The sequence below is a fragment of the Deinococcus piscis genome (assembly GCF_014653275.1).
GTDB lineage: Bacteria > Deinococcota > Deinococci > Deinococcales > Deinococcaceae > Deinococcus > Deinococcus piscis.
Genome location: NZ_BNAL01000002.1, coordinates 58773 through 73796, shown reverse-complemented (window position 1 = coordinate 73796; position 15024 = coordinate 58773). Strand labels below are relative to the sequence as shown.

The window sequence follows — 15024 nt, the reverse complement described above, 5'->3', positions numbered from 1 at the left end:
GGCCGTCGGCCAGGCGGGCGCAGAGCGCCGACCTGCACAGAAAAAATCAAAACGGCTCTATTTAAACACACACTTCACATTTGCTCCGCGGCAAACGCCTCAGCCGTGGATGAGGCCGCTCAGGCTGGGCCACCCCTCAAAGGTGGCGCTGAAAAAACTCCACGCTGCGGCGCAGGGCCAGCGCAAGATTGCCGCTGAGGTTGTGGTCATCGCCCCCGTAGCGGTAGGCCTCCACACCTTGCCCGGCAGCCCGCAGGTCGCTGGCCAGGGCCACCTGAAAGCTGTAGGGCACGTCCTTGTCGGCGGTGCCGTGGTGCAGCTGGATGGGGCGGCCATTCAGGTCGGCCAGATAGGCGTTGGGGCTGAGCTGGCGCAGAAACTCCCGGTTCAGGGCGTCCAGTTGCCGCTGAACACCATCCGGGGCGTGCCAGTCGGTTTGCAGTACGGCGTAGTCGGCGACCACACCGGCCCATAGCGAAGCCGCCTTCAGGTCACGGTCCACCAGCATGGCCCGCAGCGACAGTTGCCCGCCCATCGAGTGCCCCCACAGACCCAGCCGCGCCGGATTGACGCGCCCGTCCCGCTTCAGGCTGGCGGCGGCGTTCAGCACATCCACCGTATAGCCGGGGTCGTTGTAGCCGCCTCCCGCCTCTCCTTCGGAGTCGCCGTGGCCCCGGTAGTCGCTCTTGAGGGTCACGAATCCGGCGCGCGCGAACGCGTCCTGGTAGGCGACGTAGCGCTCGGTGGTGCGGTACTCAGCGGGTGGAATGTAGCCGTGATTAAACACGATAGCGGGCCAGCCCCCTTCGGGCGGTGGGCCGTCCGGCACAGTCAGCAGGGCGTAAATCTTCAGGCCGTCCGAGCGGTAGCTGACCACCTGCCGCGAGTAGCCCCCTCCGCGCTCCAACTCACGCTCTACCGTCAGGGCACTGCCGGGATACTCCCGCGCCCGCAGCGCCTGAATGGAAATGGGCTGGCGGGCCACCGCTTCTGCAAGCAGCCGCGCCTGGAGGGCACGGTCTGGCTGCGCAGAGGCGGCGTCCGGCAGTTGCGGGCGCTCTGCCTGTTGCGGGAAGGAGCCCTGACCCGTCAGCAAGGAGCCTGCGCCCTGGGTCAGGGTGACATAACCCAGCCAGGCCACAGCGGCCAGAACCAGCAGGATGATGAGGGCACGCATTCTGCCCAGTGTAGGCAAGGACTGGTCCGGCTTCAGCAAGTGCAGGCACATCCGGGACCGCGCTCGCTGGCCTCGCTAACAGCTGGCGTCAGAAGTGGCCCCGAAGGATCGCCGCCCGTATGCCAAGAATTGATGGACGCGGGGCCGCTCCCGCCCGATGTGGTCAGGCCGCCGCTGGGGGTAGATTCGGAGGCATGAACACTGACCGCACACCGCCGCTGGCCCTGGCCCTGGCCCGCACTCTGGACCTGACGATTCCTTCCAATCAGCTGGCTGCCGGGGGGCTGCTGGCGGGCCTGTTGCTGGGCCGCTTGAGTGGTCAGTCGTGGGCAGGCGGCCTGCGGACCGGCGCAGGAGCCTTTGCCGCCTGGGCCACCGCCCGCGAGCTGGACCCCGACCACGCGCAGAGCGCCGCCGCCGCACTGGCCGCCGAGCTGCTGCTGGGCCTGGCGGACCCGCCGCAGGAAGACCTCGCCGCGCTGGAAGAACTGCTGGCCGCTTTTGTCACGCTGGGCAGCCTGCGTCTCCTGAGCGCCACCGTGGGCACCGCGCCGACCCTGCCAGAACAGCTGGCGCTGGCGGGCGGCGCACTGGCCACCGGCACCACCGACCAAAAGGCCGCCGCCCTGATCCCAGGTGCGGCGCTGCTGCTGAGCCACACCCGGGGCGACGACCTGGGACCGGAAGAACCCTGGACCGGCGTGGGCGCACTGACTGCGGCCTTGCTGCCCGCGCTGCTGTCAGCGAGTGAGCGTGACAGCCTGCCTGCCCGGCTGGCGGCCCTCGGAGCGCTGGTGGTGGCTCCAGCCGCTGTGAACATTGAGGAGGTGAACGCCCGCAACGACCTGGACACCGCGCAGATTGCCCAGGAGCGGGTCAAGTCCAGCCGCCTGCTGGCCACTGGAGCCCTGGCCGTGGGCCTGATCACTGGAGGCAGCCGGGGCCTGCGCCCGCTCAGCGCAGCCTGCGCCGCCGTCGGTGTCTGGATGCTGGCAGGTCGGCGAGGCTGAGCCTCCCGGCAGCCCTGGCCCTGGAAATTCCGCAGGTCCGCACACAAACAGGGCCAAAAAAGTCCCCAGCTCCCTGTGAGGACTGGGGACTTTTGCAGAACCTTTGAGCTTTTAGAGCAGTTCTCAGAATTACGTGCCTGCTGGAAAAGCACCAGCAGTCACTCCATTCTTCGTCCTGCTCCCATGTTTTGCACTCGCTTCGCTCGCCAAAAAGATATACATCTTTTTGTCAAATGCTCTAGAGCAGTTCTCCGAATTACGCTATGCGGAGAACCCCACTCCACATAGCTCCATTCTCCGTCCTGCTCTTTGTTTTGTACTCGCTCCGCTCGCCAAAAAGACATAACGTCTTTTTGTCAAATGCTCTAGCGGGAAAGAATCATGTTGTCGCCCGTCTTGGGGTCCAGCAGGTGCAGCGCATCGCGGAACCAGACCAGCAGGTTGGTGGAGTTGGGAATACTGTACAGCCGAATGTCACTGGAAAAGCCGGTGGCGAGTGGCGTGTTGGGCTTCACAGGGACAGCCGTGCGGTCACCCGTTTTGGGGTCAATGCGGACCAGGCTGAAGCTGTCAGAGTTGACTTGCTCCTCGGTGGTGTAGAGCGCACCGCCGCTGTGAACCACCACGTCACTGATCATGGCATCGCCGCTGCCCTTCTTGAAGGCCTGGATGCCGTTGCCAGCGCGCTGGCCCGAGACGAGGGCACGCTCGCCCGTCTTAGTGTTGATGCTCACCACCACGTAGTTGGGGTTGGGGCCACCGGCGGCGTAGACCGTGTCGCCTACCAGGGTCAGGTCACCGAACAGCGGCCCGGAGGAGGTCACGTTGGTGGTCCAGGGCAGGCCGCTGCCCTTCACATTGTTGCCCTGGGTGCCGAACTGCGACACCACGGTGCAGCGGTAGTCCTTGCTGGCATCCAGCTTGAACAGCGCAAAGCCGGAGCCCTGAGGGTTGTTGTCGTGCAGCAGGTAGATGTTGCCCTGGGCGTCCGTGGCCATGTTGGGACGCGGAATGGCGGGCATCCGCTCGGACGCCACAAACTGCGGGCAGAAGTAACCGTTGCCCAGGTGTCCACTGCCTGTCGCCACTGGAGCGGGCGCACTGTTGCCCCCACCAAAGAGACTGCCCAGGTTCACGTTGCCCAGGGGGGTACTCACATTCAGATTGGGCGTGGGCACTGCGCCAGAAGCGCCCGGCAGCGCCCCGGCAGCGTACTTGCGCTCTGCGCCGTCACGCACGCTGATGTCACTGCTGGTCTTGGAGGTCCACAGCAGGCTGCGGTTGCCGGTCCGGCTGTCAATCCGAATGGCCTGTCCAGCGCTATAAGCCACCAAATCGCCGCCCGGCAGTGGGTTCACGTCATTGACATTGCCCAGGTCATACAGTTCGTACGAACCCGACGGCACGCCCTGGCCCCGGCTTTCTACGGCATTCAGATGCCCACTGATAACCCGGCGGTTGCCGGTGTCCAGATCCACTTCCATCACTGCGCCGAACTTGTCTCCGGTGATGCTGAGGGTGTTGATGGCCACGATCAGCTTCTTGCCGTCGGCAGTCACGAAGCCGCCGCGCAGGTCATCGCTGGACCCACCCTGATAAAAGGTCGGCCCGCTGCCCACGGTCCCGGCTCCGTCCGGCATGGATTGGCTGACACAGCGCGGATTCTGGGCATTGCCCGCGCAGTTCACGATCTGAGGCAGGGCCCCAGCTTGAGAGGACAGCGTGAGCAAACCCGCAAGGAAAGTCAGTTTTTTCATGGATTGCCTCCGGCTCTTAGAATAAAGAGATGAGCACTCTATTGGAATAGGATGTGTGGCTCTTGAAGACCTTTTTTAGTTAAGAGTGTGATTAGGAATTGGGGGGATCGGGAGGCATCTGGGCTGGGCTCCGTTGAACGTGTTCCAACGGGGGCTGGGTCACACCGACCCAGAGTCCAGACAGCGGCGCAGACCACGCTCCTGATGGGGATAGGCCGCTATGCTGCCCGACATGACTCTGCAAGGCCGCCGCAAGGGCCAACCACACCGTGCCGCCTGGACGCGTGGCCTGGGCACGCTGGTGCTCGCCTTGACGGTGGCCTGCACCCCTCCGCAGCCTGAGCCGTCCGCGTCCGCGCTGGCCCTGGACGGTGGCCCCCAGCGCACCCAGACCGTGCCCGACCTGTTCTCGGCGGACCCACTGGAAGCCGTCACCGAGGAGCAACTGCCCGCACAGCCGGTGCAGCCACTGACCAGCACGCCCATGCCGCGCATGGCCTATGTGGCGCTGGGCGACTCGCTGACAGCGGGGATGCAGGCCGCTGGACTCACGGCGGCAGGCCAGTACGCCGCCTACCCCGCCGTGGTGGCCCGCCTGACTGGTGTGCCGTTCGGCATTCCGGCCACCCGGCGTGGCTGTCCGGCACCGATGGGCGGCGGCCTGGACGAAGGGGCCTGTGAGCGGGTCAGCCGTGACGTGCGCAATTCCAACTTCGCCGTGCCCGGAGCGCAGGTGCAGGACCTGTACCGCAGGCGCGGGGCTGACAGCACCGATGACCTGACCCGGCGCATGTATGGCCTGATTCTGGGACCACAGCTCACCCAGGTGGAAGCAGCGCTCAAGTCCAACCCGGACCAGCTGACCCTCTGGATTGGGTCAAACGACGCCCTGCCCGGCGTGACCAGTGGCGACCCGGCCAGAGTGACGCCGCCCGCCGAATTTGAGCGCCACTACCGGCAGGTGCTGGACGCCCTCAAGCCCACGGGTGCCCGGACCCTGCTGCTGACGGTGCCTGATGTGACCCGCCTGCCGCTGATGAGCGCTGGAGGGGTGCTGTTTGAAAAAGGTGTGACCGACGCAAGCTGTCAGGAGAGCGAGAACCGGCTGCCGCTCACGGCTTTTTTGCTGGGGCAGAAGCTGAGCTGCGACGCCCCGCAGGCCCTGACCCCAGCTGAAAGTCGCCAGGTTCAGGGGGCAGTCAAGGCATACAACACTGCCATTCAGCGTCTGGCGGACGAATACGGCCACAGCGTGCTGGACGTGCAGCCGCTGATGGACCGGCTGGACATTCACCCCGCACTCGACGAAACGAGCGCCGAACCGTTCGGCCCCGATATGTCGGCTGACGGCATTCACCTGTCAGCGGCGGCGCAGCTGAAACTGGGGTATCTGGTGGTCCAGCATATCGAGCAGCACTGGGGGATAGAGCTGCCGCAGGCGGCCCACAGTGAACTGGCCGCAGCGGGCGTGGACACCGCTGAGTAGAGCCGGGGCACACTGCCTGAGCGCAGGCCAACCAGCCAAGCCACAGCCCAAATCCTTACCCTTAGCTCCAGAGCAGGCCCAGCGCCCAGGCCAGCAGCGGCCCCAGCAACAGCGCTGGCAAGAAGCTGCCTACACGCACCCGGCGGTCATCCAGCTCCAGACCGCCCAGCATCAGGTTCCAGCCAATGCCCAGTAGCACCAGCCCGCCGGTGCCAGTCAGGGTCAGCATGACCGGGTGACTGCGCAGACTGGCCGGGTCCAGGTCACTGAGCAGGCTGCCCGCCAGCGCAAAAGCCCCCAGCGCAAGGCCGCCCTGAACCACCAGCACGCTCAGGCTGCTGGCCAGCACGCCACTGCCGTACACGCCGGCCAACGCCGCCGCCGCCACCAGGTCCAGGCCCGCCTTGAGCAGATAGGTGGTGGGGTCGCCGGTCAGGCCACTTTGGAGTCCGCCAATAATGGTCATGGGGCCCACACAAAAGAGCAGCGTGGCGGCCACAAATCCTTCGGTAAAGCGGTCCCCGCCGCGCAGGCGTTGCTGCACGCGCTCGCCCAAGCGGCCCAGCGCGTCCTCGATGCCCAGCAGTTCGCCGGCCACCGCGCCCAGCACCATGGCCACCAGGCCCACTACCACGCCCGGCACCGGCCCGAAAGCCAGCTCACGCAGCGACCAGGCCATCTCCATCCCAATAAACAGGGTGACCAGCGACAGCGCTTGCAGCAGCGTGCGCTGAACCTGATCGGGGAGCCGCCCACCCAGCAGCAGCCCCACCAGGCCGCCCAGCAGCACCGCAGCCACGTTGGCGAGGGTGCCGGACAGGGCCATCAGTGCGTCCATGTGTTTCCTTGCTGGATCCTGCTTTGCTGCGCCATAGGGTAAGCAAAGATAACACCACCGGCGCTGACGCCTAGACTGGGGCGCATGTTCCGCCGTGATGCTCTCTCTTCCCTGACCCGGCAGGCTGCCGACCTGAGCGGTGCGTCTCCAGCAACGCTGATGGGAGCGCTGCGGCCACTGGCAGGGCGCGGGCTGGTGCTGGGGATGCAGGCGGAGGGGCGGGCTCTGACCGGTGGGGTGGGCCAGCTGGACCCGGCTGCCCCATACGAGATTGCCAGCGTGACCAAGCCATTTACAGCGGCTCTGCTGGGGCAATTGGCCGCCGCTGGCCAGCTGGACCCGCTCGCCCCAGTGGCTGGGCTGGGCGGAAGTTTTGCCGGAATGCCGCCGTTCGTGACGCCCTACGCGCTGGCAACCCACACCGCCGGGCTGCCCGCTCACCCACTGCGGGCAGGGTTGACTGCCCTCCTGGACCCCTACGCGCCCTACAGCCTGAGCCGCGAAGCCGCGATTGCTTCAGCGCGGCGCTGGGCGGCAGCGGGGCAGGCGGGACGCTTTGGCTACTCCAACCTGGGGGCCGGAGTCCTGGCACTGGCACTGGCGGAGGCAGGTGGCCTGCCCTATCCGGACCTGCTGGCCCGCGAAGTCACCGGGCCGCTGGGCCTACGCATCACCAACTTTCTGGCTGCGCGGCCCCCCGCACGGCCCCAGCGTGCCACCGATTTCGGCACGCTGGCGGGAGCCGGAGGACTCTGGGCCACAGCAGATGACCTGCTGCGCTTCGGGGCGGCTCACCTGAGCGGGCCACTGGCCCCCGGCTGGACCCTGAGCATCACCCCACGTGGGCGTCCTCCGGGCACCGACGAAGTCGCCCCCGGCTGGTTCGTGACCGGGGGCGTGTGGTGGCATGACGGAGTGGCGCGGCAATCACGGGCGGGGCTGGCCTTTTGCCCGGCCAGTGGGCGGGTCGCGGCGCTGCTGGTCGCCGGCCCGCCGGGCAGCTTCAGTCGCGGCGCGGTGCGTCAGGCGCTGCTGACTCTGCTGCCTCCCCGCCCATGACCCCGGCGTGGGCCGCGTGGCCTTCGCGTAGCTCGCGGACGCGGCGCTCCAGGTCGTCTTCGTGGACATGGCCGGACGCCAGCGGCGAGACGATCAGCGGGCGGAAGTCTACATCATCCACCAGTTCCCAGCGGCGGCGGGCCAGCAGCGCCAGGACTCCACTGACCGCCATCATGGCCAGCAAGAACAGCATGAACTTCAGGTACTGCCCCTGATACGCGCCCGCGATGGCGTGGCGCAGCGCACCGACGGCCTGGGTCACTGGCACCCAATTGTGAATGGCCTGGAACACCGGCGGGGCCAGCTCCACCGGGTAGCTGCCTCCCGATGACGCCAGCTGAAGAATCAGCAGCACCAGCGCAATAAACCGCCCCACTGAGCCGAACATCAAAATCAGCGCCAGAATCAGCGAGAAAAAGGTGAGGCTCGCCAGCACCGAAGTGGCAATGACCTGGGCCGGATGCAGGTACTCCACGCCCAGCGCCTGCACCGCAAAGACCATCAGGACCGCCTGAATGATGACCAGCAGGGCAGGCATCAGGAATTTGCGCAGCACCCTGGCCGCCTGCCCGGTGCTCCGGGCGCTGTAGGGCAACTGCTGGAAGGGGAAGATGAAGGTGGTCAGCACGGCGCCCACCCACAGGCTGAGGGCCATGAAATAGGGGGCGAAGCCCGTGCCATTGTTGGCCACCGCCGCGAACTTCTCGGTTTGGGCGGTCACGCTGCGGGTGAGGCCGCTGGGGTCGCCGCCCAGTTCCTCAAACTCGGTGGGAATCTTGCTGTCCAGCTCGCTGAGGCCGTCAGACAACTGCCCTGTGCCGTCCAGCAAGTCGGCGGTGCCGCCCGCGAGGTCACCCGCTCCCCGGTCCAACTGCCCCAGGCCATCACTCAGCTCGGCGCTGCTGCCTGCCAGGGTCTGCGCTCCGCTGCTCAGCCGGTCCAGGTCGGCCTGCGCGGGCAATTGGCTGTTGATGGTGCCCACGCCCGCGCCAATTTTTCCGACTCCGTCGGCCAGGTCATTCACGCCGCCCTGGACCTGCCCGGCCCCATTCGCCAAGCGGGCCGCGCCAGCTGCGGCTTCGTTGCTGCGGGCGGCCAGGGTCCTGGCTCCGGTATTCAGCTCGTCCGCGCCACTCGACAGCTGCGCTGACCCCGCAGCAAGTTGCTGAGCGCCGGTCACAGCCCGGCCCGCACCCGCCTGGGCGGCCTGGCTCCCTTCGGACAGACGTTGGGCACCGGCGTTCAGCTCGCCTGCGCCGCTCGACAGTTGCCCGGCTCCCTCAGCCAACCGCTCGGCACCAGTGACCGCCTGCTCAGAGCCCTGCTGCGCTGCACGGGCACCCTCGGCCAGACGCTCGGCACCGGCATTCAGCTCGCCTGCGCCGCTCGAAAGCTGACCCGCTCCTTCGGCCAGACGCTGGGCTCCCGTCACCGCTTGCTCGGAACCTTGCTGCGCAGCGCGCGCCCCTTCAGACAGACGCTCCGCACCGGCATTCAGCTCGCCTGCGCCACTCGAAAGCTGGCCCGCTCCTTCGGCCAGACGCTGGGCTCCGGTCACCGCTTGCTCGGAACCTTGCTGCGCAGCGCGCGCCCCTTCAGACAGACGCTCCGCACCGGCATTCAGCTCGCCTGCGCCACTCGACAGTTGCCCGGCTCCCTCGGCCAGCTGCTGTGCTCCTGCCGCAGCCGCCGAAGCGCCCTGCTGAAGTTGCGGCAGGGCCTGAAGCAGCTCGTTGGTGCCGCTGTGCAGGCGCTGCGAGCCCTGGTTCAACTCGGCCACGCCAGATTTCAGCTGTCCCGGCAGCAGGGGCTGGCCGCGCACGCCTTCATTCAGGCGGGTCAGCCCCGTCGCCAGCTCGGCGGCACCCGTATTGAGGGCGTCCACTCCCGTCACCACCCGGCCTACACCAGTTTCCAGCTGCGGCAACTGTGCGGCCAGCTGCTGGTTGCCTGACGCCACCTGATCTGCACCTTCTTTTAGGCGGGTACTTCCGGCTGCCAACTGCTCGGCTCCCGTCGCCAACTCACCCAGACCACTTTGCAGTTGGGGCAATTGCCCGGCCAGCTGTTGGTTGCCCGCCGCCACCTGGTCGGCGCCTTCTTTTAGGCGGCCACTTCCGACTGCCAACTGCCCGGCTCCAGTCGCCAACTCGCCCAAGCCACTTTGGAGTTGGGGCAACTGCTCGGCCAGCTGTTGGTTGCCCGCCGCCACTTGGTCGGCACCTTGTTTTAAGCGGGTGCTCCCTGCCGCCAACTGCCCGGCCCCAGTTGCCAACTCGCCCAGACCGCTTTGGAGTTGGGGCAATTGCTCCGCCAGTTGCTTGTTCCCCGCCGCCACCTGGTCCGCGCCGTCCTTCAGGCGGGTGCTCCCTGCTGCCAGCTGACCAGCTCCAGTCGTCAACTCGCCCAGACCACTTTGGAGTTGGGGCAATTGCTCGGCCAGTTGCTGGTTTCCGGTAGCCACCTGGTCTGCGCCTTCCTTTAGGCGGCCACTTCCGGCTGCCAGCTGACCGGCCCCGGCGGAGAGTTGGCCCAGGCCGGTTGCCAGCTGGGCGTTGCCCTGGCTGAGTGCAGCGGCCCCCTCACGCAGAGGCTGAAGCTTTTCGGGTGTGGGAATCGCCGCGTTCAGCTCTCCAATACCTGCTTTCAGCCGACCCGTGCCGCCAGTCAGTGCCTGCACACCGCTAGACACCTGCGCGGCCCCATCGGCCAGGCGGGTACTGCCGTCAGCGGCACGGTCCAGACCGCCTTGCAGGGCGCTGGCTCCGTCATTGACGCGCCGCGCTCCGTCCTTCAGCTCACCCGCCCCCTCACTCAGGCGGCCTGTGGCGTCCTTGATGTCCCCAAAGCCGTTCTGCACGTCTTCTAGCGACGCCTGCACCGCTTCCCAGCGCGTTTCGCCCAGGGATTTGTTCAGCTCGTCGCTGAGCCGGGCGGCAAAAGAATCGGCCACCCGGCTGGCAAAATAGTTGGAGCCTTCGGCCACATAGAACTTCAGCAGGCCGTGCTGGCTGCTGTCTGCGGCCACTGCCTTGCGGCTAAAATCAGCCGGGATGGTCAGCGCAAAGTAGATGTCACCGCGCTTGACCGCGTCGCGGGCCGCAGCCTCGGTCGGAAACACCGTCAGGTCAAAGGGCGGGTCCTCTTGGAAGTCATCCATCACCTCGCGGCCTACGTTGATGGTTTCGCCATCACGCTCGGTGCCCTGGTCCAGATTCACCACCCCCACCGGCAGCGCCTGCAGGTTGCCGTACGGGTCCAGCGAACTGGCAAGGTTGATGCTGGCGTACAGCGACGGCACCACCACGATGGCAGCGGTGCTCAGCCACATCATCGGCCAGCGCCACATGGACCGCTCCGAGGGGGTCAGGCGGCGGAAATCTTGGACAAACTTTTGAAAGGGCATGCGGTCTCCTTGAGGGGCGGGGCGCGGCAGTTTTCACCACTGTGGGCACTGACACCGGTTCTATATGGCTGAAACCACTTCTATATGGCAGTGCCTGGCCGACCAGAACGTGTCGGTGGTCCCGTGAGCCCTGGGCTGCCGCAGGCCGACGCTGCCCACCGGACCACAGTATTTCAGGCGCTCTGACATTTTGTCAAATGACACTTTGTTAAATAGATGATACACTGGGGCCATGCCCCCCGCTGCTGCGATTGCCCCCCACGAGTCTTCTGGCTCGCTTCTGCCGCGCCGCCTAAGCGCTGAAGACCGCCGCACTCAGATTCTGGACATGGCCGCCGAACTGTTTATCCAGCGCGGCTTCGAGAGTGTGGGCATGGCCGACCTGGCGCAGGCCCTGCGAATTTCGCGGCCCACCATCTACACCTATTTTGCGTCCACTGAGGACATGCTGGACGCCCTACTTGAAGCGCGGCTCGAAGGCTTGCCAGGGCGGCTGCATCCCTACCTCCACAGCCCTACCGATTCAGAGACCGCCTTTGACCGCCTATTTTTGGCTTTGCTAGAAGAACGTGACCTGCTGATGCTGCTCCATTCCGGCGGTGGGCCACTGTTCCGGCAAAAGCGCCGCACCTTTCTCCAGGCGCTGGAAAGTCGGCTGCAATTGGCCGAATTGCCCCGTGCCCAGCGCAGCGGGCCAGCCGGGCAACAGCTCATTTTTCTGATGATTCACCTGCTGAGCAGCGCCGCCTACGCCGAGCTGACCGAAGAACCTTTTGACCCCCGTGCTCTGGCCGCTACGCTGGGCACCTTTGTGGGTGGCGGCATCCGGGCGCTGGCCGCCGAACCTGAGCACGTCTGATCACTGGCAGCTCGCCAACGGCCACACAGGACAAAGAAGCCAAAAGGAGCCCGCCTACCCGGGGGCTCCTTTCGCTTCAAATATGACTGACTCAAGTGACGCCTGTCACGGCCCCGTCATCAGCGGCGCTGAATGCGGGTGTCTTTCTCAGCGGGCGCATCTGCCTGCGCAAAAGCTGCCGCAGCGGTTCCGAAGCGGGCCCCCAGGTACTCGGCCAGGGCGTCTTGCTCGCTGCCTTCATCCGCAAAGGTAAAGCGGCCCTGGCGCACACCCTTCTGGGTCAGGTCGCGCAGGTTCAGCGCAGCGAACTCGGCGCTGCCCTCCTTGGGGAAGGGATAGCTGTCGCCGCCCAGCGCCAGGAAACCCAGCGTGACCATCCGGTAGGCGCGGGCCGCCGCTTCAGCGTTCAGCTGACCACCGGCCTTGAGCACGGTCCGCTGGGTGCCCGCAGCAGCGCCGTTGGCGTCCTCAATCACGATGTCAGTGACGCGCTGCCCCGCCGGACGGCTGGGGTCGTAGGCGAAGGTCAGGCCGCCCACCTGCGGAAACTGACCCAGCCGGTTCTCCACGCCTGCCACACCGTGTTCCAGCAGGGCGTTCAGCTGCGCGCCCGTCACCGTGACCAGCGAGAGGCCGTTGTTGAAGCGGAAAGCGGTTTCTACGTCCAGCTGCGAAATCTGGCCCTTCTCGCTGACGCCGGGCGTGCCCTGGGGAGCCGAGCAGACCGGCGTGCCGCCCGTGCTGCCCGGAGGCACGATACAGGCCCCGATAGAACCGCGAATGCCGCCGCCGTTCTTGAGGCTGAGCGCCACGCTGGAGTCCACCTGCTGCCCATAGAACAGGTTCGCGTCGGCGCTGAGGTTGCCCAGGTTGGTTTCCTGAGCACGGACGCCGCTGCGCTCGCCGTTCAGGTACACGTTGGTGTAGCCCACCACGTTGCCTGCGCGGGCCTTGAGGGCGGCCTGGAGAGCGTCCGCTACCCGCAGCACTTCAGGGCTGGCCTGCTCGCGGGTGAGCCCCAGGGCGCTGAGGCCCTCGGCGTCGGCGGCGTAGACCCCGTTCTCAGCCGGATTCAGGCTGGCCGGAATCAGGCGGCCCTGCGCGTCAAAGTCGGCTACCAGGCGGCCCAGGTAGGTGTAGTCGCCCTCGGTGTTCACCACCAGCACGGGGGCACCGTCCACGCCGCTGAACAGCAGCGGATAAGCGCCCTGCCGCTGGTCGCCGCTGCGCAGGCGGTCCGTGTCGTCGGCCAGCAGGGTATTGCTGCCGCCCGCCACGATGATGTCCACGCCCCTGAGACGCGGGGCCAGGGCCTGCTCAATGTTGATGCTCTGCATGTGCGCCAGCAGAATCACTTTGTTTATGCCCTGCGCGGTGAGGGCGTCCACATCCTGCTGAATCAGGGCGGCCAGCGCGTCCAGGTCTTCCGGGTTGGCCGGGGCAATCCCCAGCTTGCCCACGCTGGTCAGGCGGCCCAGCTGCGGCGTGGTCGCGCCCACAATGCCCACCGTCTCGCCGCCCACCTGCACAGTGGTGTAGCCAGCGACCTTGCCCGCCAGCTCAGCGGCACTCAGGCCGTCTTTGCCCGCAATCTTGGCAGTGGCTTCGTCAGCGGCAAAGTCCAGATTGGTCGCCAGATAGGGAAAGTTGGCCCCGTTCCAGCCCTCGCTGCGGGTCAGCAAGCCGGAGAATTCGCCGGTGCCCATGTCCAGGTCATGGTTGCCCACCGCCGAAGCCTGCACGCCCAGCGCATTCAGCCAGGCGACGTGAGCGCGGCCTGCGCCCGCTTTGCCCAGTACCGAATCCAGGCTGCTGTCACTGGCGACGTTGTACTCGGGGCCGGGGATAGAGTTGTCACCACTGCTGAGCAGCAACGTATTCGGCTGCGCGGCGCGGAAATGGTTCACCAATGCCGAAAAGTGCGGCGCGTTGCCGACGATATCGCGGCCACCGTCCACATCTGAGAAGTGCAGCAGTTGCAGCCGGAAGGGAGCCTCAGTAGCGGGTGCAGCAGTCTGGGTGGGAGCGCAGGCGGCCAGCAGGCCAGCCGAGAGGGCCAGAGCAAAAGGTCTGAATTGTCTCATGTCGCTCCCATTCTAGCCCGCAGGATGTCTGTCAGGAGTCAGCCTCTCCCCTTGTTCTGGCCACTGACAAGTCGCAGCCTCCAGACCGCACCGTCTCCACCTTCAGCTAGGATGAAGGCCCCGCGCAGCGCTGCGGGTCGGACCAGGAGTACTTCAACGCGGGGCGGCTCTGCACTAACGCTGGCCGCGCTGCCCTTGCCGCACTCCAACACGGGTCACTGTCCCCGTCTCGCTCGCCTGCCTCCTGCTTTGTCCCCCCTACTATGCTCAGAACCCTGCTGCTCAACTTCTCGCTGCTTATCACGCTGGCCTATCTGTTCAGCCTGACCCTGCGGACCTGGCCTCTGCGGCAGGACCTGACCTTCCGGGCACAGGCCACGCTCACGGCCAGCCTGATTGCCGTAGTGCTGCTGCTGCAACCGGCAGAAGTGGTGCCCGGAGTCATCATTGACATGCGGCCCGTGCCGCTGGTGCTGCTGGCCCTGGTGTACGGCGTGCCCGCAGCGGTGGTGGCCAGCGTGCCCATGCTGCTCTACCGCTTTGCCCTGGGTGGGCCGGGGGTCTTGCCCGCCTTCTTGAGTATCGCGCTGATTCTGCTGGTCACGGCGGCGGTGCGGCGGCACTTTGATTCCGAAGACTTGCCCTGGCCGCACCTCGCCCTGTTGGCGCTGGTCCTGTTCTCGCCCAACGGCCTGCCCATTCTGCTGCTTCCTAATGGACGCGAGCTGCTGGCCCAGCTGTACCTGCCCCTGCTGGCCCTGAACGTCGCCGGATTCCTGACTGCGGCGGTGATTCTGCGTGACCGGCTCAGGCTGGTGCGGCTGAACGCGCTGTTTCAGCGCCAGGCCCAGCAGGACGCCCTTTCGGGACTCCTCAACCGCAGGCAATTTGAAGAAGACCTCCTTCACCTGCAGCCGGGTGACCTGGTGATGATGCTGGATATTGACCACTTCAAGCGGATCAATGACACCTACGGGCACGCTGCCGGGGACCAGGTCATTACTGCCATAGGCCAGCTGCTGCGCAGTACCCTGCGGGCGTCTGACCCGGCCTACCGCTATGGGGGCGAAGAATTCGCCGTTATCCTGCACGCGCCTCAGTCGGGGTCGTCCGAGATGATTGCCGAACGCCTGCGCTCCCAAATTGCGCAGACGCCCTTACTTGTCGGCGACGAGGACTCTGCCGTGCCCCTGCACATCACGGCGTCACTGGGCGGCGCACGGCACACGGCCAGCGCCGAAGCACAGCGGACGGTTGCGCTGGCGGATCAGGCGCTCTACCAGGCCAAGCAGGAGGGGCGCAACCGCTGGGTGATACACCGAGAAATCAGCAGCTCCCAGATATAGGG

Annotated in this window: 10 protein-coding genes; 5 read left to right on the top strand and 5 right to left on the bottom strand. The window is 66.4% G+C overall.

Going from position 1 to position 15024, the window contains the following annotated elements; genetic code table 11:
• Nucleotides 1–136: 136 nt before the first annotated feature.
• Nucleotides 137–1177 carry an alpha/beta hydrolase family protein gene (locus IE158_RS01245; RefSeq protein ID WP_189641855.1) on the bottom strand — a complete coding sequence of 347 codons (1041 nt, stop codon included), beginning with the start codon at nucleotides 1175–1177 and terminating at the stop codon, nucleotides 137–139.
• 194 nt (nucleotides 1178–1371) lie between these two features.
• Between IE158_RS01245 and IE158_RS01240 the strand changes: the two genes are divergently transcribed.
• The gene (locus tag IE158_RS01240; protein WP_189641854.1) at nucleotides 1372–2187 is read left to right on the top strand and encodes a hypothetical protein; all 816 of its coding nucleotides are present in this window, start codon (nucleotides 1372–1374) and stop codon (nucleotides 2185–2187) included.
• A gap of 365 nt (nucleotides 2188–2552) precedes the next feature.
• Here the strand turns inward: IE158_RS01240 and IE158_RS01235 are convergent, their stop codons facing one another.
• Nucleotides 2553–3944, bottom strand: a complete 1392-nt coding sequence (locus IE158_RS01235) for a hypothetical protein (RefSeq protein ID WP_189641853.1) — start codon at nucleotides 3942–3944, stop codon at nucleotides 2553–2555.
• A 232-nt stretch (nucleotides 3945–4176) separates the two neighbouring features.
• Here IE158_RS01235 and IE158_RS01230 point away from each other — a divergent pair, with 232 nt between their 5' ends.
• Entirely contained in the window at nucleotides 4177–5430 is a 1254-nt protein-coding gene (locus IE158_RS01230; protein WP_229838818.1) for an SGNH/GDSL hydrolase family protein, read from the top strand.
• 61 nt (nucleotides 5431–5491) lie between these two features.
• Here the strand turns inward: IE158_RS01230 and IE158_RS01225 are convergent, their stop codons facing one another.
• Nucleotides 5492–6268, bottom strand: a complete 777-nt coding sequence (locus IE158_RS01225) for a DUF554 domain-containing protein (RefSeq protein ID WP_189641852.1) — start codon at nucleotides 6266–6268, stop codon at nucleotides 5492–5494.
• An 84-nt stretch (nucleotides 6269–6352) separates the two neighbouring features.
• On the opposite strand from IE158_RS01225, the gene IE158_RS01220 reads away from it, so the two are divergent.
• Complete coding sequence (locus IE158_RS01220) at nucleotides 6353–7327, top strand: serine hydrolase domain-containing protein (protein WP_189641851.1); 975 nt, start codon at nucleotides 6353–6355, stop codon at nucleotides 7325–7327.
• Here the strand turns inward: IE158_RS01220 and IE158_RS01215 are convergent.
• Nucleotides 7272–10733, bottom strand: a complete 3462-nt coding sequence (locus tag IE158_RS01215) for a YhgE/Pip family protein (protein WP_189641850.1) — start codon at nucleotides 10731–10733, stop codon at nucleotides 7272–7274. The two genes, IE158_RS01220 and IE158_RS01215, sit on opposite strands and share 56 nt — an antisense overlap.
• Before the next feature lie 232 nt (nucleotides 10734–10965).
• Here IE158_RS01215 and IE158_RS01210 point away from each other — a divergent pair, with 232 nt between their 5' ends.
• Complete coding sequence (locus tag IE158_RS01210; protein WP_189641849.1) at nucleotides 10966–11592, top strand: TetR/AcrR family transcriptional regulator; 627 nt, start codon at nucleotides 10966–10968, stop codon at nucleotides 11590–11592.
• A gap of 119 nt (nucleotides 11593–11711) precedes the next feature.
• Here IE158_RS01210 and IE158_RS01205 read toward each other — a convergent pair whose 3' ends face one another.
• A complete protein-coding gene (locus IE158_RS01205; RefSeq protein WP_189641848.1) occupies nucleotides 11712–13676 on the bottom strand; it encodes a bifunctional metallophosphatase/5'-nucleotidase in 1965 nt (654 codons plus the stop codon).
• Nucleotides 13677–13939: 263 nt separating this feature from the next.
• Between IE158_RS01205 and IE158_RS01200 the strand changes: the two genes are divergently transcribed.
• Nucleotides 13940–15022, top strand: a complete 1083-nt coding sequence (locus tag IE158_RS01200) for a GGDEF domain-containing protein (protein ID WP_189641847.1) — start codon at nucleotides 13940–13942, stop codon at nucleotides 15020–15022.
• Nucleotides 15023–15024 lie beyond the last annotated feature (2 nt).

Excerpts from the sequence above, each read along its gene's own strand:
- IE158_RS01245 (WP_189641855.1), bottom strand. The coding sequence starts at position 1,177 with ATGCGTGCCCTCATCATCCTGCTGGTTCTGGCCGCTGTGGCCTGGCTG.
- IE158_RS01240 (WP_189641854.1), top strand. The coding sequence starts at position 1,372 with ATGAACACTGACCGCACACCGCCGCTGGCCCTGGCCCTGGCCCGCACT.
- IE158_RS01235 (WP_189641853.1), bottom strand. The coding sequence starts at position 3,944 with ATGAAAAAACTGACTTTCCTTGCGGGTTTGCTCACGCTGTCCTCTCAA.
- IE158_RS01230 (WP_229838818.1), top strand. The coding sequence starts at position 4,177 with ATGACTCTGCAAGGCCGCCGCAAGGGCCAACCACACCGTGCCGCCTGG.
- IE158_RS01225 (WP_189641852.1), bottom strand. The coding sequence starts at position 6,268 with ATGGACGCACTGATGGCCCTGTCCGGCACCCTCGCCAACGTGGCTGCG.
- IE158_RS01220 (WP_189641851.1), top strand. The coding sequence starts at position 6,353 with ATGTTCCGCCGTGATGCTCTCTCTTCCCTGACCCGGCAGGCTGCCGAC.
- IE158_RS01215 (WP_189641850.1), bottom strand. The coding sequence starts at position 10,733 with ATGCCCTTTCAAAAGTTTGTCCAAGATTTCCGCCGCCTGACCCCCTCG.
- IE158_RS01210 (WP_189641849.1), top strand. The coding sequence starts at position 10,966 with ATGCCCCCCGCTGCTGCGATTGCCCCCCACGAGTCTTCTGGCTCGCTT.
- IE158_RS01205 (WP_189641848.1), bottom strand. The coding sequence starts at position 13,676 with ATGAGACAATTCAGACCTTTTGCTCTGGCCCTCTCGGCTGGCCTGCTG.
- IE158_RS01200 (WP_189641847.1), top strand. The coding sequence starts at position 13,940 with ATGCTCAGAACCCTGCTGCTCAACTTCTCGCTGCTTATCACGCTGGCC.